Genomic DNA, 16897 nt, shown 5'->3' with positions numbered 1-16897 from the left:
TCAGGGGTTTTTGACTATGACAGCTTATGACTACGATCTCTTCGTCATCGGTGGCGGTTCCGGCGGCGTGCGCAGCGGCCGTGTGGCTGCCTCGCTCGGCAAGCGCGTGGCGATCGCCGAGGAATACCGCTATGGCGGCACCTGCGTCATCCGCGGCTGCGTGCCGAAGAAGCTGTTCGTCTACGCCTCGCAGTTCCCCGAGCATTTCGAGGATTCTGAAGGTTTCGGCTGGAGCGTCGGCGAGCGCAGCTTCGACTGGAAAAAGCTGATCGCGGCGAAGGACAAGGAAATCACCCGTCTCGAAGGGCTCTACCGTAAGGGTCTGGAAAACGCCAAGGCTGATATTTTCGACAGCCGGGCGGAACTCGTGGATGCCCATACCGTCAAGCTGACGAAAACCGGCGAAACCTTCACCGCCGAGCGCATCGTCATCGCTGTCGGCGGCACGCCGAACGAACACAAGGCGCTGCCCGGCCATGAGTTGACGATTTCGTCCAACGAGGCTTTCGATCTCGAGGAGCTGCCGAAATCGATCCTGATTGCCGGCGGCGGTTATATCGCGGTGGAATTCGCCAATATCTTCCACGGGCTCGGCGTTGAAACGACATTGATCTATCGCGGCAAGGAAATCCTGTCGCGCTTCGATCAGGATATGCGCAAGGGCCTGCATGAGGCGATGGAGGCCAAGGGCATCCGCATCATTCTGGAAGACATCATCGAGGAAGTCAGCAAGGATGGCGCCGGCGGTTTCGTGGCCCGCACCAAGCAGGGCGCTTCGCTGCATGTGGGCCTGGTGATGCTGGCGCTTGGCCGCGATCCGAATACCAAGGGGCTCGGTCTCGAGAATGCCGGTGTGGAGGTGGACGCCCGCGGCGCGATCGTCGTTGACGATTATTCGCGCACGAACGTGCCCAGCATCTTCGCACTTGGCGACGTCACCGACCGGGTACAACTGACGCCGGTGGCGATCCACGAGGCGATGTGCTTCATCGAGACGGAATACAAGAACAACCCGACCAAGCCGGATCACGAGCTGATTGCGACGGCGGTATTCTCGCAGCCGGAAATCGGCACTGTCGGCCTTTCGGAAGAGGAAGCCGGCAAGAAATATCCGGAACTGGAAGTCTATCGCGCCCAGTTCCGTCCGATGAAGGCAACGCTATCTGGCCGGCAGGAGAAAACGATCATGAAGCTGATCGTCAATGCCGCTGACCGCAAGGTCGTCGGCGTGCATATCCTCGGCCATGAGGCCGGCGAGATGGCGCAGCTTCTCGGCATCACGCTGAAAGCCGGCTGCACGAAGGATGACTTCGACCGCACCATGGCTGTTCACCCAACGGCGGCAGAGGAACTGGTGACAATGTATTCGCCGAGCTATCGCGTCGTAAACGGCGAGCGGGTCTAGCTCATCTTCCGCTCCGGCTTCCAGCTCGTCTCTGCCTGATAATGGCGGCTGCCATCGAATAACGCCTCGTTGCCCTTCAGGAGAGCGACGAGGCGATCTATGTCGAGCCGCATTTCCGGGGCGTGCCGGTCGTCGTCGTTGACGATGATCCAAAGCGGATGGGAGAGTTCCTCGATGATCTCGCCGTCGCGGACGAGGCCGGGGACGTTGTCACCAGTAAAGCAGGGCAGGACGCCTTTTCCGGCGCCGCTCTGGATCAGGCTCGGCAAAAGGGCAGGGGCATTCGTCCAGGTGTGGATCAGCGGTTCCCGATGCCGGAACACCCATTTTTCGGCCTCGGATTTCGCGACCTCGGTGCCGATCGAAATCCATTGCTCAACATTCTTGCCTGAGCTGTCGCGCGCGCGATAGGCGCAATAGGCAACGTCGACCGATTTCCGGACGGCGAAATTCCCGGCGGCTGGCCTGACGTGCCTGATCGCGATCATGCCGCGCCTGTAGGTCAACTCGTCGTCATTCTCACATTGCTTGCAGCACAGGCGGAAAGCGTCCGACGGGCCGCGAATGGCCGCCGCATTGGTGGCTATGAATCCGGCAATCCAGATGTCACTCGACAGAGAAACGATCGGTAGCGAAAAAGCGTCGCTATGCCATTGAGTGATTTCCGCCGCGCTGTTGCGCATGGACCTTACCTTCTCGAACAGGACCTGGCCGTCCGGTGCGAGCCGGTATCCGTTCTGACTCCGAATAAAGAGCGTTCGCCCCATTTTGCGTTCAAGAAGCATCATCTTTCGGCCAATCGTCGGCGCACTGAGCCCGGCTTTACCCGCCGCGCCGGCGAGGCCGCCCTCTGTGGCGACAATGTCGAAAAGCCTCAACTCGTCCCAGTCCACTTCTGTCACGGCATCCTCTCCACATCATGGCAGCATCTTAGCCGCATCAGGGCCTGTCTTCTCCGTTCAGATATGAAACGGGTCTTTCAGTCCTGCCTCTATGCTTGCTGCAGGGCGCAACCTAACTCGTCTCCAACAAAGGAGACAGACATGTTACCCGAAACCATGTTCCTTATGGAGAAGATTAGACACATGGAAATCCGCCACGGAAGAGGCGGGTGTGTTTCCGAATGGGAGAACTGGCCTTGCTCGCCACTGGACCGGCTTGTGGTGTTTCTCTTGCATCTGCCCCATTCCCTGCGCCGATATCTCTGCATCAAGCCCGGAAGTCGGTGACTTCGGAGGGATGGGCAACCATCCACGGAAACTATTTAAATCGTTTGAAATCATTTTTCTCCTTCATGGCGGATCAAAACGGTCCGAAAGAGGGCGGGCGGCGCGCGGATGTCTATGCAAAGCCTGTGCTTGGAGCTATAAGCCGCTCAAATTTCCGAGGCGGTCGCGCGGCGGTTGCGCGGTCGAAAGAAGGGTAAGAACATGGCACAGAATTGGACCCCCGGCAGCTGGCGGCAGAAACCGATCCAGCAGGTTCCCGAATATCCTGATGCGGCAGCGCTTGCGGCAACGGAAGCCACGCTTGCAACCTATCCGCCGCTGGTATTTGCCGGTGAGGCCCGCCGCCTCAAGAAGCAGCTTGCCAATGTGGCGGAAGGCAACGCCTTCCTGCTGCAGGGCGGCGATTGCGCCGAAAGCTTCCTCGAGCACGGCGCGGACAATATCCGTGACTTCTTCCGTGCCTTCCTGCAGATGGCCGTGGTGCTGACCTATGGCGCACAGCTGCCAGTCGTAAAGGTGGGACGCATTGCCGGCCAGTTCGCCAAGCCGCGCTCTTCCAACGTGGAAGTGCAGGATGGTGTTTCCCTGCCGTCCTACCGCGGCGACATCATCAACGGCATCGAATTCAACGAAGCCTCGCGCATTCCGAACCCGGAGCGCCAGCTCGATGCCTATCGCCAGTCGGCGGCGACGCTGAACCTGCTGCGCGCTTTCGCAATGGGCGGTTATGCCAACCTCGAAAACGTTCACCAGTGGATGCTCGGCTTCATCAAGGACAGCCCGCAGGCCGACCGTTACCGCAAGCTGGCCGACCGAATCTCCGAAACCATGGACTTCATGAAGGCCATCGGCATTAGCGCGGACAGCAATCCGAGCCTGCGCGAGACCGACTTCTTCACCAGCCATGAGGCGTTGCTGCTTGGTTACGAAGAAGCCTTGACCCGTATCGATTCCACCTCTGGTGACTGGTACGCCACGTCGGGCCACATGATCTGGATCGGTGATCGCACGCGTCAGCTCGACCATGCGCATGTGGAATATTTCCGCGGCATCAAGAACCCGATCGGCCTGAAATGCGGTCCGTCGCTGACGCCCGACAATCTGATCGAGCTGATCGACGCGCTGAACCCGGCAAACGAGGCCGGCCGTCTGACGCTGATTTGCCGTTTCGGCCATGACAAGGTGGCGGACAGCCTGCCGAAGCTCATCCGTGCTGTCGAGAAGGAAGGCCGCAAGGTCGTCTGGTCCTGCGATCCGATGCATGGCAACACGATCACGCTCAACCACTACAAGACGCGCCCGTTCGAGCGTATCCTGTCGGAGGTCGAAAGCTTCTTCCAGATCCACCGCGCCGAAGGCACGCATCCGGGCGGCATCCATATCGAGATGACCGGCAAGGACGTGACGGAGTGCACGGGTGGCGCGCGCGCCGTGACGGCGGATTCGTTGTCCGACCGTTACCACACCCATTGCGACCCGCGCCTCAATGCCGATCAGGCGCTGGAACTGGCGTTCCTGCTGTCAGAGCGTATGAAGAGCGGGCGCGACGAGAAGCGCCTGGCAATCGCCAGCGCTTGATGGAAGAGCTGAAAGTCTCTCTGCGCTTGCGCGAGGTCTGATCGTGCCGGACTGAAGATCTGGTCCGGCTTCGGGAGTGTGAGGCTCCCGCTCGCGGACGCTTCAGCCTCTGGTAATGATAAAGCCGCCGGATTTCCGGCGGCTATTTTTATCTGTGGCTATAGGCTTACTGTACCAGAGCCGGCTGCTGGCAGCGGACATCGGTAACACGAACATCGGCTTCGCCGATCTTGACGCCGAGAACCAGAAGCGTGTTGTAAAGCAGCGTATCAACCGGTGCGGTGACGAGGGACAGCGTGTTGGCGAGCGCCGTCTGGATGACGCCGAGGCCGCCAAGGTTGAGGAAGAGAATCCTGATGTCGAGATCAAGGTTCTTCAGCAGCGAGCTGACGAGCGTCGTGACGGTATCCTTCGTGGAGACGCTCTTGATCTTGCCCTGGGCAATATCCAGCTGCGTGAAGGTCAGCTTGGTCTTCGTCATGTTGGTGGCGTTGATGAGGGCGCTGCCGTTGACGGCAAGCAGGGCAGAATCCACGATTGCCGCCTTTGTCACGCGCGGGTCCCGTCCGAAATTGGCGAAGGCCGTGGTATCGACATTGCCAAGTGCAATTTCTGCAACGCCGGGAACAACTTCGACATCCACGGTTCCCTGTGCGCCGCCCGTGCAGCGAATGTCCGCAAGCCGGGCTTCCGCGTGGGCGACTTCCACATAAAGCGGGACATTGACCTTGAGGCCAGCGATTGCCTGGAGCCCATCCACCACGACATTGACCGCAAGGCGGGTCTGGGCGGTACGGACCACGGTGCCCTGGCCGCCAACGGCGAGCGAAGGCGTTTCGACCGGCGGCTGGCCGATGGCGAGTGTCACCTTGGCCGAGGCGAGGCCGAGAACATTAGCGCCGAGATCAAGCGCCAGCTGGTTGCCGCCATTACCGGCAACGGCTGCGGCATTGAGAAGGTCGAAGACGCTGGCATTGACCTTGAGATTTTCCCCGCTGCCAATGAGCTTTTCGGTGAAGGGGCCGAGATTGACGATTTCTTCTAGCTTGAGCTTGATGTTGCTCTTGCCGGCGGTTTTTTCCAATGTCTTCAGAACGGTGACGACGGCTGGCTGCAGGCCCGTCGTTTTTGTCAGCGCGTTCAGGAACTTGCCGTAGGTAATCTCCGTCTGCAGCACGTCCTTGTAGGTGCCGGCGGTGAGGCCAAGATCGATCGCGAGAGCCTCGACGACATGCAGCGCGTTGACATCGGCATCGACGAGGGCCTGATAGTCCATGAGCTTGAGCGAGACCGTGGTGCCGAGCAGACCGCCGAGCAGGCTGTTCAGGAGGCCGTCATTGAGGCTGGCAAGCCGCGATCCCACCGAAAACGCGGCGACTTTCTGAGACGAGGCGGTTCCGGCGGCCGAAATCCTTGGCGGCGTTGTAAAGGCCGAAGCGAAGAAGATCTGGCCCTTTTCGAAGATGTTTACTTTCACCGCATTGGTCGGCTGGGCGTTTTCGACGAACCGCTGTCCGACCGGGAGGCTGGCATCCGGTTCATAATGGCCTTTGACAACCTCGGCGTAGCCGTGGGTTTTGGCAAACTCATTCCGGGGATCGAAAGGCTGCAGCCCGGTTGGTGTTAGCAGCCCCTGCGCCGTCCTGACGCCGAGGTCCAGGCCGTTGAGGGCAAAATATTGCTGCACCGTCTTTTCGGCGTCGGTGACGTTGGCTGCTGCCGAAATGGCCGCGAGATCGGCGGTCTGCTGCAATTGCCGCTTCTGCAGGGTCAGATAACCGTAATCGACGCCAATCGCCAGGATGCCGATAAAAAGCGGCGCCGTCAGGCCGGCGGAGATGGCGATGTTGCCGGCGCGATCCCTCAGGAAACCGGAGAGCAGGGAATGGATGGTCCTCATGTCATGCTCCTCCGATCCGGATGGTGGAAAAACGCCGGATGACCGGCTCGGGCAGGGTGTAGCTGTAGAGGCTCCAGATCGGCAGATCACGGGCGTCATATTCGACTTTCACCGTGAACTGGTTGGCATTGGCGGGATCAGTGGCGACGTCGACCGTGAAGTGTCTTTTATCCAGGAAGGCGTAGCCGAGATCGCTCTTGGCGACGAAATCCCGGGCGAGCTGCTGGCGCTCGGTTGTGTTAAGACCGGCGACCGCCGTTCTTGCCGCGTCGGCGGCGATCTGCTGCACCGAATAGGCCGCCATCAGATAAATGCCGTAGGCAATCATAGTCAGGAGGACGAGAAAGAAGATTGGCGCGACAATGGCGAACTCGACAGCGTTCGAGCCGGACCGATCGCGAAGGAAACGCACTGCATTACGCATAAAGCACCCCCGTTCCTTAAGGCACCAAGGTTCGATGCCTTGATTTATTATTTTCGGAAATGCTAATTTATAGGTGTTAATTTTGTGTTGACGTGCGCTTATGGGTTGCAGGCCTGTGTAAACCTTCGCGTCTGCGTCAGATCAGGCGAAGGCCCTTGAAGCTGGCGTGGCCATCCTTGCCGATGATGATATGGTCGTGGACGGCGATACCGAGCGGCTTTGCCGTATCGATGATGGTCTTGGTCATCTCGATATCCGCACGCGACGGTGTCGGGTCGCCGCTCGGGTGATTATGTATTAAAATCAAGGCGGTAGCGGATAGTTCGAGAGCGCGGCGCACCACTTCGCGGGGATAGACCGGTGTATGGTCCACGGTCCCGTGCCCCTGCACTTCGTCGGCGATGAGGACATTGCGCTTATCGAGGAACAGGATGCGGAACTGTTCGCGCGTTTCATGGGCCATGGCGGCGTGGCAATAATCGATGACCGAGGACCAGGAACTCAGAACCTGCTTGTTGCGGATTTCGCTTTTCAGCATGCGCTGGGAAACGGAGGCGACGAGTTTCAGGTCGAACGCCACGGCTTCGCCCACGCCCTTCACCTCCTGCAACAGTGGCAGAGGTGCGCCGAGTACACCGCCCAGCGTGCCGAAACGGGCAAGGAGCGCCTTGGCGATGGGCTTTGTGTCGCGCCGCGGTATCAGCCGGAACAGTAAAAGCTCCAGCAACTCATAATCGGCAAGCGCCGCGTCGCCGCCATCGCGATACCGCGCCCGCAGCCGGTCCCGGTGACCATGATAATGGGCGGCATCCGCCGGCGGCTCGATGACAGGCACCGGCTTCTTCACCGCATTTCGCGGCTCGGCGAAAAAACCGCGCTCGTCCGCCCCTTCGAAGAGATCGCCTTCGCCCGCCTGAAAGCCGGACGTCGTGGAAAGCTCGGCGGGAGGCGGGGCGGGGCGTCTTGCCATGGGCGGTCTGGCCTTATGAAGGGGTAAGCGGCGGCAGGCCCGGACGGTCGAAGCCGCCGGGCGACAGCGTGAAGATTTCGCAGCCGGTGGCCGTGACGCCAACGGCGTGTTCATATTGGGCGGACAGCGAACGGTCGCGCGTCACCGCCGTCCAGCCGTCGGAAAGCACTTTCACATGCGGTTTGCCTAGATTGATCATGGGCTCGATGGTGAAGATCATGCCTTCCCGGATTTCCGGACCTTCGTCCGGACGGCCGTAATGCAGGATGTTTGGCGTATCGTGGAACAGCCGCCCAACGCCGTGCCCGCAGAAATCGCGCACCACCGAGCAACGTTCGGCTTCCGCATAGGTCTGGATCGCCGCGCCGATCGCGCCGGTGCGCACACCGGGCTTTACAGCCGCGATACCACGCAGCAGGCATTCATAGGTCACTTCCATCAGCCGCTCGGCAGCGCGCTTGATCTGGCCGACCGGATACATGCGGCTTGAATCGCCATGCCAGCCATCGAGCACATAGGTAACATCGATGTTGACGATATCGCCTTCCCGCAGCGGCTTTTCATCGGGAATGCCGTGGCAGACCACATGGTTGATCGAAGTGCAGACGGATTTGGTATAACCACGATAATTGAGCGTTGCCGGCAGCGCGCCGTGATCGGCGCCGAATTCGAAGACGAAACGGTCAATGGCGTCCGTTGTCACACCCGGCTTGACGATTGCGGCGAGTTCATCGAGACAACGCGCCGTCAGCTGGCACGCCTTGCGCATGCCGTCGAAATCCTCAGGGGTGTAGAGGCGGATGACGCCTGTATTCTTGAGGGGGGCGGAGGCGGCGTCGATATAGGTGACCATCATAGTGCTTTCTGTCTCTTTACGTCCCTGTTCATAAAACAGCCGGACGCCACTCGTCCATCTTAACCGTTCCGTTGACTGAAATTTGTGCCGGGGCGACCGCGCATTTCACGGCATAAGCCTCCACGCCCCGCGCCATTGCCCGTTGGAAAGCCAGCGCATAGACCGGATCGAGATCGTCGCAGATGCGCATCCGATCGCAATCGCCGCGCTGGATGAGATAAAGCATCACCGCCCGGTGACCGGCTTCCGCTGCATTGCCCAGTTCCTCGAGATGCTTTGCGCCGCGTTTGGTGGCGGTATCGGGGAATTCTGCAAGGCCCTTCTCGCGCATGAAATGCACGTTCTTGACTTCCACATAGGCGTCCGGCCGACCGGGTTCGGATAGCAGGAAATCGATGCGGGAATTGCGCCCGTATTTCTGTTCTCGGCGGATTATCGAATAGCCGGCGAGTTCCGGGATACGGCCGTTCAGGATCGCCTCTTCCGCCAGCCGGTTCGGCATGCCGGTATTGATGCCGACGACGGTGCCGTCGGCCTCGACCATTTCCAGCATATGACGGTATTTGCGGGTGGGGCTGTCATGTTGCGACAGCCAGATGCGGGAACCCGGCGTCGTCAGCCCACGCATGGAGCCGGTGTTGGGGCAGGACCCGGTGATCGCCGTGCCGTCTTCCAGAACTGCGTCGAAGAGGAAACGTTTATATCGGGAGATCAGCGTTGCGGGAACGAGCGGGGGCGTGAAGAACATGATGCCTTGAGGTAAGCTTGTGTGTTTGCAGGGTCTTTTTATCTCTCATCCCTGTGCTTGTCACAGAGAACCAGCCAGCCCAAGTCCTTGGGCTGAAGCAAGTCTTTCGCCGCGTAGACCGGCGCCTACTGGATTCCTGTGACAAGCACAGGGATGAGGGTGACGGGGAACGCCTGTGGAAGAGGCCTTTCTGCCGTGTACTGGTCATCTTTTTCACAGATATTCTACAAAAGAACATAGGTTCCCGGCGCATCGCCGAGCACCGGGCGCTTGCCGTCCTCCGGTTTCCGCGCCTTTACCTTCTCGGCGTTCTGGCTTTCGATCCAGTTCTGCCAGTGCACCCACCACGAACCCTTATGAGGTGTGGCGGCGGCCTGCCAGGCGTCGAAGTCTCCGGCTGGTGATGGCCCCGTCCAATATTGGTACTTCTCGAGCTGCGGCGGGTTCACGACGCCGGCAATGTGGCCGGAAGCGCCGAGCACGAATTCCACCGGTCCGCCAAACAGGGCAGCACCCGTGAACACCGATTTCGCGGGTGCGATATGGTCATCGCGGGTGGCGAGATCGTAGACGGGTATGTTGATATCGCCGAGATTGATGCGCTTGCCGGCAACGCGCATCAGACCGCGGGCGAGATTGTTCTCGAGGTAACAGTTGCGCAGATAGAACGAGTGGCTGGCGGCCGTCACCCGGGTGGAATCGGAGTTCCAGTAGAGCAGGTCGAATGGCAGGGGTTCGGTGCCGCGCAGATAATTATCGACCACATAGGGCCAGATAAGATCGGAGGCGCGCAGCATGTTGAAGACGGTGGCCATGATCGAACCGTCAAGATAACCGACGGCCTGCATGTGTCTGTCGAGCGCGGCCAGCTGACCTTCGTCCACGAAGACCTTGAGGTCTCCGGCATGGATGAAATCGGTCTGGGCGGCGAGCAGCGTGGCGCTGCGGATGCGCTCATTGTTCTGCTGCGCATGCAGTGCCAGCGCCGAGGCCAAAAGCGTGCCGCCGACACAATAACCGACGGCGTTTATCTCCTTTTCGCCAGTCCGTTCCTCGATGGTATCAAGCGCAAAGTCGATGCCTTCGCTGATATAATCGTCCCAGCCTTTTTCGGCCAGACCGGCATCCGGGTTGATCCAGGACACCATGAAGACGCTGTGGCCCTGTTCGAGGCACCAGCCGACGAAGGATTTCTGCGGGTTGAGATCGAGAATGTAGAATTTGTTGATCCAGGGCGGTACGATCAGCAGCGGCCGTTTGAAGACCTTTTCCGTCGTCGGCTCGTAATGGATGATTTCGCAAAGCGCGCTTTTCGCAACGACCTTGCCTGGCGTGACGGCAATGTTCTGGCCAATGACGAATTTGCTGTAATCGGTCTGGCGAAGCTTCAGATGGCCGTTTCCGGCCGCGACATCCTCCGCCAGCTGCGCCATGCCCTTGACGAGATTGGCGCCGCTGGAGGCTACCGTCTCGCGGAAGACCTGCGGGTTGGTGAAGACGAAATTGGCGGGAGAAAGCGCCTCTGTCACCTGCCGCATGTAAAACAGCGCCTTGGTGCGGGTGTGCTCATCCAGCCCCTCCGCCTCCGTCACCATCCGGTCTGCAAAACCGACGGTCGTCTGATAGGCCTTTAGAAGAAAATCGAAGAACGGGTTGGCCTGCCAGTCGGCATCGGCAAAACGTTTGCTTCTGCGCTGTGCAGGGCCGCTTTCGGCCGTTTTCTCCGAGGTCGAATCGGAGGCTCCGGAAAATTGCGCCACCGATTTCGACCACAGATCGTAATAGCTCGACAGCAGATGGGTCTGCGCTTCCAGTGACCGCTTCGGCTCGGCCATCCAATATTCGGCGACATCGGAGAGCGTCTTGACCAGATCGGTCACGGGATCGGCGCTCGTCTGCGGAATTTCGCCGCGTTCGCGTGGCGCCAGCCATTCACCGGCAGCCTTGCCGAGGTTTTCGAGCGCGCGTGCGATGTTGATCGCGAAGGTTTCGGGGTCGCGGATCAGGTAGGCCTCGGCGGAACTGGCGTCGAAGCCGGGCGTTTTGTCACCCTTTTTCGTGCCCCCGCCGTCAACACCTGCCATGCACCATCCTCCACCAAATTTGTGTTTGCACATTCTGCATGAAAACGAATACAAGTTCCACCAGCAAGGGGAGGCCGCAAAGGGCCGAACCGCGGTCGAATTCGATATCGGCAGATATCCTTACAGGCGGAACATGACGATGGGCAAGCACATGGGCAAATGCGGCACATGGGGAACATATGCGGAAAGCGCCGCAAGAATAGCTTTCCTCTCGCTCTCCGGCGCCATGCTCGTCACCACGCTTGCCGCCTGCAAGGCCCCCGAGCCGATTGTCGCGCCCGCCCATATGCGCCGTCCGACGGCTGAAATCGTCGGACCTCGCCCGGTCAGCGACACCGCGGTAAGCCAGAAGCGCGACACCGGGACCTATCCGACGTTCTCGCAGCCGCTGACGGCCGCTGGCACGCAGATGGGCGACGACGAAGCCTCAACCATGGAATCGAGCCTGTCTCGCCTCGGCGCGGCACGGCGCAACGGCCAGATATCGGAAGCCGAATACAAGCGCCGGGTGGCCGAGCTGCGGGCGCTGGCAGAAAATCAGAAGCCGGTTGCGACGCCTGCATCGCAGTGACGAGCTGGGCGAGTGCATGTCACTTGTTTCTTCTCCCATAGGGGGAAGTCCGCGGCAGCGGGATGAGGGGCAAGCTCTCCGCATATCTCCGCGTTTGCCCCTTCATCCGGCCCGTCGGGCCACCGTCTCCCCGCCGGGGAGAAGAAACAAGCGGGGATGCCGAACATCCTACAGCGACAATCACGGCTGAAGGTCCTGTCGGCCCGGCAATCATAACTCCTTCTTTACCCTGCATTTGAACCTTCCGCTTACCGAAGATGTTAAGCGGATGGATGCGGTTTGCAGCTTATGGTGCAGCCATAACAAACAGGCCGCTGAAAAAGCGGCGCACAGGGTGAAATATCATGAAATGCATCGCCGCTTTGCTGGTCCTTGCCGGTTTTGCGCTCGCACCAGCTCAGGCGCGGGCGCCGCACATCAATTTCGGAACGTCCGCACTTCAGGGGCGATGATCGAGGGGGCGGCTGTCAGTCGTTGCCTGCCGCTTCACTCAGCGCATCGAGATCGGGCACGGTGATGTGACGGTTGTTCTCGATGCGGATAATGCCTTCCTTTCGCAGCTTTGTCATTTGCCGGCTAACGGTCTCGATGGTGAGACCGAGGAAATCGGCAATGTCGGCACGCGAGAGCGGCAGGTCGAAGCATGACTTGTCGTCGTTTTCCGGATCGATATGGGTGGCGATCATATAAAGGAAGCTGGCAACCTTTTCCTGCGCCGATTTGCGCCCCAGTGTCAGCATCCAGTCACGTGCCTCGTCCAGTTCCTTGAGTGACTGGCTGTGCAGCTTGCGTTCCATATCAGGCACTTCGGAGACCATGCGGTCGACGACGCGGCGCGGAAAGAGGCATATTTCCACATCGGTTGCGGCTTCCGCCGTCATCTTGCTTTCCGCCATGAACGGACGGCCGAGAAAATCCGGTGCGAATTGCAGGCCGACGATCTGCTGGCGGCCATCCGACATCATTTTCGACAGCTTTACCACGCCATTCAGGATATTGCCGTAGGAGGTGACGAGCTCGCCCTGGCCGAGAAGCTCATTGCCCGCCTCCAGCTTTTTGCGGCTGGAATGGCGGTTCAGATCGCAAAGCTGCTGCGGTGTCAGCGTGCTGCAAAGACCGCCGTGACGCGCCTCGCAGGAGCGGCAAACAACCGGCTCTTCCGAATTGTGGATGGTCTTCTGCAGCGTGTCCATAAGCCTTTTCCAATGCTGGCTTTGCGGGACGATTGCGACCCTGGATATCAAATCCGGTCTCTTTAAAGGCGTGTGCGCTGTAGCCGTCGTCCCCGCGTCTACTTTAGCAAGAACTTATGGCTCAATTTGATTGAAGTCAAAGTTGCAAACTGTCGCAGCCGCTACTGAAAGAGGGGAAATCGACATTTTCTTGATAAAAGGCAAATCGGGTGATGAATATCGACCTTCTTCACAAATATTCCGGGGCAGTGCCGCGTTACACGAGCTATCCGACCGCGCCGCATTTCCACGAGGGAATCGATAATACGACCTATCGCGGCTGGCTCGGCGCACTCGGTCACAGGAATCGCCTGTCGCTTTACGTGCATATTCCCTATTGCGACCGGCTTTGCTGGTTCTGTGCCTGCCATACCAAGCACACGCTGAAATACGAGCCGATTGCTATTTATCTTGAAGCACTTAAGCAGGAAATTGCTGCGGTCGGCGCACTTGTTTCGCCTGACGCCGTGGTGAGTGCCGTGCATTTCGGCGGCGGCTCGCCGACCATGCTTGACCCGCAGGACATGCAGGACCTGATGGACTGTCTGCGGCGTCACTTCACCTTCGGTCTTGCACCCGAGATCAGCGTCGAGATGGACCCCAACGATCTGGATGACAGCCGCTATGACGCGCTTGCCGCCATCGGCATGTCGCGGGCGAGCCTCGGGGTGCAGGATTTTGATGACAAAGTGCAAAAAACCATCAACCGCATCCAGTCTTTCGAGCAGACGAAATCCGTGGTGGACGCCGTGCGGGCGAGGGGCGTTCACTCAGTCAATTGCGACATTCTTTACGGGTTGCCGTTCCAGACATGCGAGACACTGAAAACAACGGTCGATCAGATCGTATCGCTTGACCCTGATCGCATCGCGCTTTTTGGCTACGCCCATGTTCCCTGGATGAAAAAACACCAGTCGCTGATCCCCGAACATGCGCTGCCCGATGTTGCCGAACGCTACCGCCAGATGACGATGGCGGGGGAGATGCTGAGGCAGGCCGGATACAGCCAGATCGGGATCGATCATTTTGCCCGGCCGACCGATACATTATCCCAGGCCGCCGAAGCCGGCGCCCTGCGGCGGAATTTTCAGGGCTATACGACCGACACGGCCGATGCGCTGATCGGGCTTGGCGCATCATCCATCGGCCGGCTGCCGCAGGGCTATGTGCAGAACATGGTGGCAACCGGTGAATATCAGCGCATGGTGGGTGAGGGCGGTCTTGCCGCCGTGAAGGGCATTGAGTTGTCGCAGGACGATCATCTGCGCTCGCATGTGATCGAAAGGTTGATGTGCGATTTCTCTATCGATCTTTCGGACTTGCAGCACCGTTTCGGCAAGGTGAGCCATTCCGTGAGGGATCAGGCGCAGCAGTTTGCCGCAGGCGACAGGGACGGTCTGGTGCGGCTGGATGCCGATATTTTTGCCGTGACGGAGGTGGGAAGGCCGTTTGTACGTAATATCGCGGCAATCTTCGATACCTATCTCGGCAATGGGCGCGGCCGTCATTCGGTTGCTGTTTAGGCAACAGTTTTGGGGCAAATTTCAAAGTTACGTCACGAAACCATTGGCTTTTTTGTGCGACTTGCCTATGTGGTGCGTCAGAAAGAATAATTCATACGAACGACAATAAGGATTATGGGCGTGACAGCTACATTCGACAAGGTTGCCGACATTATCGCCGAAACCAGCGAAATCGACCGCGAAACCATTACGCCGGAGAGCCACACGATCGACGATCTGGGCATCGACAGCCTCGACTTTCTTGATATCGTTTTCGCGATCGACAAGGAATTCGGCATCAAGATTCCGCTCGAGCAGTGGACGCAGGAAGTCAATGAAGGCAAGGTTTCCACGGAAGAATACTTCGTGCTGAAGAACCTTTGCGCCAAGATTGACGAATTGCGCGCGGCCAAGGGCTGACATGACGGTGCCCGCTTCCGGCGGGCATTTTCTTTTGATGCCGCCTGCGGGCAAACCATGACTAACCGACCAGAGACGGGCCGGACGGATGCTGCTTGAATATTTCCAGATGATCGACAAGGTCGAGGCCGTGGACATGACGGCGCGCACGTTGAAGGCGCGGTCCGTTGTTCCCGATAAAAGCCCGGTTTTCGAAGGCCATTTCCCCGGCATGCCGCTGGTTCCGGGTGTGCTTCTGATCGAGACAATGGCGCAGGCCTCCGGCATGCTGGTTCTGGCATTTTCCGATTTCGCGTCCATGCCGTTCCTGATGTCGGTCGATGGCGCCAAGATGCGGACTTTCGTGGAGCCGGGTGCTGTTCTCGACATCGAGGCAGTGCTTGAGCATGACGGTTCGGGCTTTGCGGTTACCAAGGCAAAGATCACCTCCGATGGCAAAAAGGTCTGCGACGCGCAGCTGAAACTGCGCACCATGCCCTTCAGCGAGATCCCGCTTGGGCCTATCGTCAAGAAGCGGGCGGAAGAAGTTGGCCTGATGGCGGCGATTGCCGCCGATGCACGGAAATAAGCTTTTTCATTCGTTTCGGAGAAGACAGTTTTTCCTGTCGGCCCGGTTTTGATGCACGAAAATCGTGGGCTCGCGACGGTGGATCGGGTCTTCGCCATTGCCAATCCGCACCGCGCGCTTTATTCCGCAACGCATGAAGTGGTTGTTCTCAACCGCTGTTGGATAGCCGTGACCGTTTCGGCGGGCCGGCTGCAAAGGATGACAGACGATGAAATCTGACAATGATGTGGTGATAACAGGGGTCGGCATCGTGACCTGTCACGGCGTTGGCAGCCAGGCGCATGTGGCGCTTCTTTCGGGAACCGCCGCGCCGGCGACGATTGTCGAGACGGAAAAATTCAAGCCATATCCGGTTCATCCCATGCCCGAGATCGACTGGTCGGCCCAGATCGCCAAGCGCGGCGACCAGCGCCAGATGGAAAACTGGCAGCGGCTCGGCGTTTTTGCCGCCGGTCTTGCACTTGATGATGCCGGCTTGAAGGAAAATGCCGAAGCCTGCGCCACCATGGATATGATCGTTGCTGCCGGCGGCGGCGAGCGCGACATCAATGTCGATACGCTGATCGTTGACGAGGCTTTGAAGCGCAACGACCGCGAAAAGCTGCTGAACGAAAAGCTGACGACGGAACTGCGCCCGACGCTGTTTCTCGCCCAGCTTTCCAACCTGATGGCCGGCAATATCTCCATCGTGCACAAGGTCACCGGCTCTTCCCGGACCTTCATGGGCGAAGAAGCGGCCGGCATTTCCGCCGTCGAAACCGCGTTCCATCGCATTCGTTCGGGCGAATCGAGCCACGCTCTCGTGGGCGGCGCCTTCTCTGCCGAACGTCCAGACATGATCCTGCTGTTCGAAGCCATCGGCGCGCATGCGCAGGGCGAATGGCAGCCCCTGTGGTCGCGCGAAGGCCAGGACGGCGGCGGCATGGTTTCCGGCTCGCTCGGAGCCTTCCTCGTGCTGGAATCACGCAAGCATGCCAGCGAGCGCGGTGCGCGCATCTATGCCCGCATCGACGCCATCGAAGGTGATCGCGGCAGCCGCGACGACGGCAAAATGGAAAAGCGCATGGAGCGTCTGCTGGCCCCGGCAACGGACAGCGCCGCGACCGTCGTCTTCTCCGGCGCCAGCGGTTATGACGGCGTTACGGCCCGTGAGAAGCACATTCTCGAAAAGACCTTGCCGAAGGCTGCCATCCGCGGTTTCGGCGGTGTCACGGGCCATGGACTTGAGGCGCAGTTTCCGCTCGGCCTCGCTCTGGCGGCGCTGACGCTTGAAAGCGGTGCCAAGGTTCCTACCTTCGACGCGAATGCGGAAAAGCCAATGGGCGAGGCGGCGACCGAGGCTGTCGTCACCACTGTTGGCCATGTCCGCGGCGAAGGTGTCGCCGTTCTGTCCCGTGACGTGTGAGGAGA

16 protein-coding genes are annotated in these 16897 nt (G+C 59.5%); 8 read left to right on the top strand and 8 right to left on the bottom strand.

The window, feature by feature from the left end:
• Window positions 1-16: 16 nt before the first annotated feature.
• Window positions 17-1405: a glutathione-disulfide reductase gene (gene gor, locus K7A42_RS20940; RefSeq protein ID WP_037093218.1), complete on the top strand. Its 1389-nt coding sequence runs from the start codon at window positions 17-19 to the stop codon at window positions 1403-1405.
• On the opposite strand, the gene K7A42_RS20935 is transcribed toward gor, so the two are convergent.
• The gene (locus K7A42_RS20935; protein ID WP_282455791.1) at window positions 1402-2307 is read right to left on the bottom strand and encodes a LysR family transcriptional regulator; all 906 of its coding nucleotides are present in this window, start codon (window positions 2305-2307) and stop codon (window positions 1402-1404) included. The genes gor and K7A42_RS20935 overlap by 4 nt on opposite strands.
• A gap of 528 nt (window positions 2308-2835) precedes the next feature.
• Here K7A42_RS20935 and K7A42_RS20930 point away from each other — a divergent pair.
• On the top strand, window positions 2836-4212 hold the full coding sequence (locus tag K7A42_RS20930; RefSeq protein WP_022556211.1) for a class II 3-deoxy-7-phosphoheptulonate synthase: 1377 nt from the start codon (window positions 2836-2838) through the stop codon (window positions 4210-4212).
• A 166-nt stretch (window positions 4213-4378) separates the two neighbouring features.
• On the opposite strand, the gene K7A42_RS20925 is transcribed toward K7A42_RS20930, so the two are convergent.
• From K7A42_RS20925 to K7A42_RS20900, 6 genes are all read right to left on the bottom strand, one after another.
• A complete protein-coding gene (locus K7A42_RS20925; protein ID WP_244404957.1) occupies window positions 4379-6112 on the bottom strand; it encodes a TadG family pilus assembly protein in 1734 nt (577 codons plus the stop codon).
• A gap of 1 nt (window position 6113) precedes the next feature.
• Entirely contained in the window at window positions 6114-6536 is a 423-nt protein-coding gene (locus tag K7A42_RS20920; RefSeq protein ID WP_004441978.1) for a TadE/TadG family type IV pilus assembly protein, read from the bottom strand.
• A gap of 136 nt (window positions 6537-6672) precedes the next feature.
• The gene (gene radC / locus K7A42_RS20915) at window positions 6673-7506 is read right to left on the bottom strand and encodes a RadC family protein (protein WP_004441977.1); all 834 of its coding nucleotides are present in this window, start codon (window positions 7504-7506) and stop codon (window positions 6673-6675) included.
• Window positions 7507-7519: 13 nt separating this feature from the next.
• Complete coding sequence (map, locus tag K7A42_RS20910) at window positions 7520-8359, bottom strand: type I methionyl aminopeptidase (RefSeq protein ID WP_006697403.1); 840 nt, start codon at window positions 8357-8359, stop codon at window positions 7520-7522.
• A 31-nt stretch (window positions 8360-8390) separates the two neighbouring features.
• Entirely contained in the window at window positions 8391-9110 is a 720-nt protein-coding gene (sfsA, locus tag K7A42_RS20905; RefSeq protein ID WP_282455790.1) for a DNA/RNA nuclease SfsA, read from the bottom strand.
• 224 nt (window positions 9111-9334) lie between these two features.
• Window positions 9335-11194, bottom strand: coding sequence for a PHA/PHB synthase family protein (locus K7A42_RS20900; protein WP_269842119.1), 1860 nt, complete (start codon window positions 11192-11194; stop codon window positions 9335-9337).
• 139 nt (window positions 11195-11333) lie between these two features.
• Here K7A42_RS20900 and K7A42_RS20895 point away from each other — a divergent pair, with 139 nt between their 5' ends.
• Window positions 11334-11765 carry a hypothetical protein gene (locus tag K7A42_RS20895; protein WP_004441969.1) on the top strand — a complete coding sequence of 144 codons (432 nt, stop codon included), beginning with the start codon at window positions 11334-11336 and terminating at the stop codon, window positions 11763-11765.
• A gap of 467 nt (window positions 11766-12232) precedes the next feature.
• On the opposite strand, the gene fnrN is transcribed toward K7A42_RS20895, so the two are convergent.
• Entirely contained in the window at window positions 12233-12958 is a 726-nt protein-coding gene (gene fnrN, locus K7A42_RS20890) for a transcriptional regulator FnrN (RefSeq protein ID WP_004441967.1), read from the bottom strand.
• A gap of 212 nt (window positions 12959-13170) precedes the next feature.
• On the opposite strand from fnrN, the gene hemN reads away from it, so the two are divergent.
• The 5 genes from hemN to K7A42_RS20865 all read left to right on the top strand — a co-directional run bounded on the left by hemN (window position 13171) and on the right by K7A42_RS20865 (window position 16892).
• Window positions 13171-14520: an oxygen-independent coproporphyrinogen III oxidase gene (gene hemN, locus K7A42_RS20885; RefSeq protein ID WP_022556206.1), complete on the top strand. Its 1350-nt coding sequence runs from the start codon at window positions 13171-13173 to the stop codon at window positions 14518-14520.
• A 114-nt stretch (window positions 14521-14634) separates the two neighbouring features.
• Window positions 14635-14919, top strand: coding sequence for an acyl carrier protein (locus tag K7A42_RS20880; RefSeq protein WP_003495848.1), 285 nt, complete (start codon window positions 14635-14637; stop codon window positions 14917-14919).
• An 88-nt stretch (window positions 14920-15007) separates the two neighbouring features.
• Window positions 15008-15487 (top strand): 3-hydroxyacyl-ACP dehydratase FabZ family protein, encoded by a 480-nt coding sequence (locus tag K7A42_RS20875; protein WP_004441960.1) that lies wholly within the window; start codon window positions 15008-15010, stop codon window positions 15485-15487.
• Between the two features lie 51 nt (window positions 15488-15538).
• Window positions 15539-15706 carry a hypothetical protein gene (locus K7A42_RS20870; RefSeq protein WP_280170739.1) on the top strand — a complete coding sequence of 56 codons (168 nt, stop codon included), beginning with the start codon at window positions 15539-15541 and terminating at the stop codon, window positions 15704-15706.
• Complete coding sequence (locus K7A42_RS20865) at window positions 15696-16892, top strand: beta-ketoacyl-ACP synthase (RefSeq protein ID WP_282455789.1); 1197 nt, start codon at window positions 15696-15698, stop codon at window positions 16890-16892. Before K7A42_RS20870 ends, K7A42_RS20865 begins: the two co-directional genes overlap by 11 nt.
• Window positions 16893-16897: the final 5 nt, after the last annotated feature.

Origin of the sequence: Agrobacterium sp. InxBP2 (assembly GCF_026191755.1) — a bacterium.
Lineage (GTDB): Bacteria > Pseudomonadota > Alphaproteobacteria > Rhizobiales > Rhizobiaceae > Agrobacterium > Agrobacterium pusense.
This window is presented reverse-complemented; position numbering and strand designations above follow the sequence as displayed.

What these genes read in the sequence shown, in the direction of transcription:
- sfsA (WP_282455790.1), bottom strand. Translation starts at nt 9,110, where the DNA reads ATGTTCTTCACGCCCCCGCTCGTTCCCGCAACGCTGATCTCCCGATAT.
- K7A42_RS20865 (WP_282455789.1), top strand. Translation starts at nt 15,696, where the DNA reads ATGAAATCTGACAATGATGTGGTGATAACAGGGGTCGGCATCGTGACC.
- K7A42_RS20920 (WP_004441978.1), bottom strand. Translation starts at nt 6,536, where the DNA reads ATGCGTAATGCAGTGCGTTTCCTTCGCGATCGGTCCGGCTCGAACGCT.
- hemN (WP_022556206.1), top strand. Translation starts at nt 13,171, where the DNA reads ATGAATATCGACCTTCTTCACAAATATTCCGGGGCAGTGCCGCGTTAC.
- K7A42_RS20895 (WP_004441969.1), top strand. Translation starts at nt 11,334, where the DNA reads ATGGGCAAGCACATGGGCAAATGCGGCACATGGGGAACATATGCGGAA.
- K7A42_RS20930 (WP_022556211.1), top strand. Translation starts at nt 2,836, where the DNA reads ATGGCACAGAATTGGACCCCCGGCAGCTGGCGGCAGAAACCGATCCAG.
- K7A42_RS20875 (WP_004441960.1), top strand. Translation starts at nt 15,008, where the DNA reads ATGCTGCTTGAATATTTCCAGATGATCGACAAGGTCGAGGCCGTGGAC.
- fnrN (WP_004441967.1), bottom strand. Translation starts at nt 12,958, where the DNA reads ATGGACACGCTGCAGAAGACCATCCACAATTCGGAAGAGCCGGTTGTT.
- gor (WP_037093218.1), top strand. Translation starts at nt 17, where the DNA reads ATGACAGCTTATGACTACGATCTCTTCGTCATCGGTGGCGGTTCCGGC.
- K7A42_RS20880 (WP_003495848.1), top strand. Translation starts at nt 14,635, where the DNA reads ATGGGCGTGACAGCTACATTCGACAAGGTTGCCGACATTATCGCCGAA.
- K7A42_RS20900 (WP_269842119.1), bottom strand. Translation starts at nt 11,194, where the DNA reads ATGGCAGGTGTTGACGGCGGGGGCACGAAAAAGGGTGACAAAACGCCC.
- K7A42_RS20870 (WP_280170739.1), top strand. Translation starts at nt 15,539, where the DNA reads ATGCACGAAAATCGTGGGCTCGCGACGGTGGATCGGGTCTTCGCCATT.
- map (WP_006697403.1), bottom strand. Translation starts at nt 8,359, where the DNA reads ATGGTCACCTATATCGACGCCGCCTCCGCCCCCCTCAAGAATACAGGC.
- radC (WP_004441977.1), bottom strand. Translation starts at nt 7,506, where the DNA reads ATGGCAAGACGCCCCGCCCCGCCTCCCGCCGAGCTTTCCACGACGTCC.
- K7A42_RS20925 (WP_244404957.1), bottom strand. Translation starts at nt 6,112, where the DNA reads ATGAGGACCATCCATTCCCTGCTCTCCGGTTTCCTGAGGGATCGCGCC.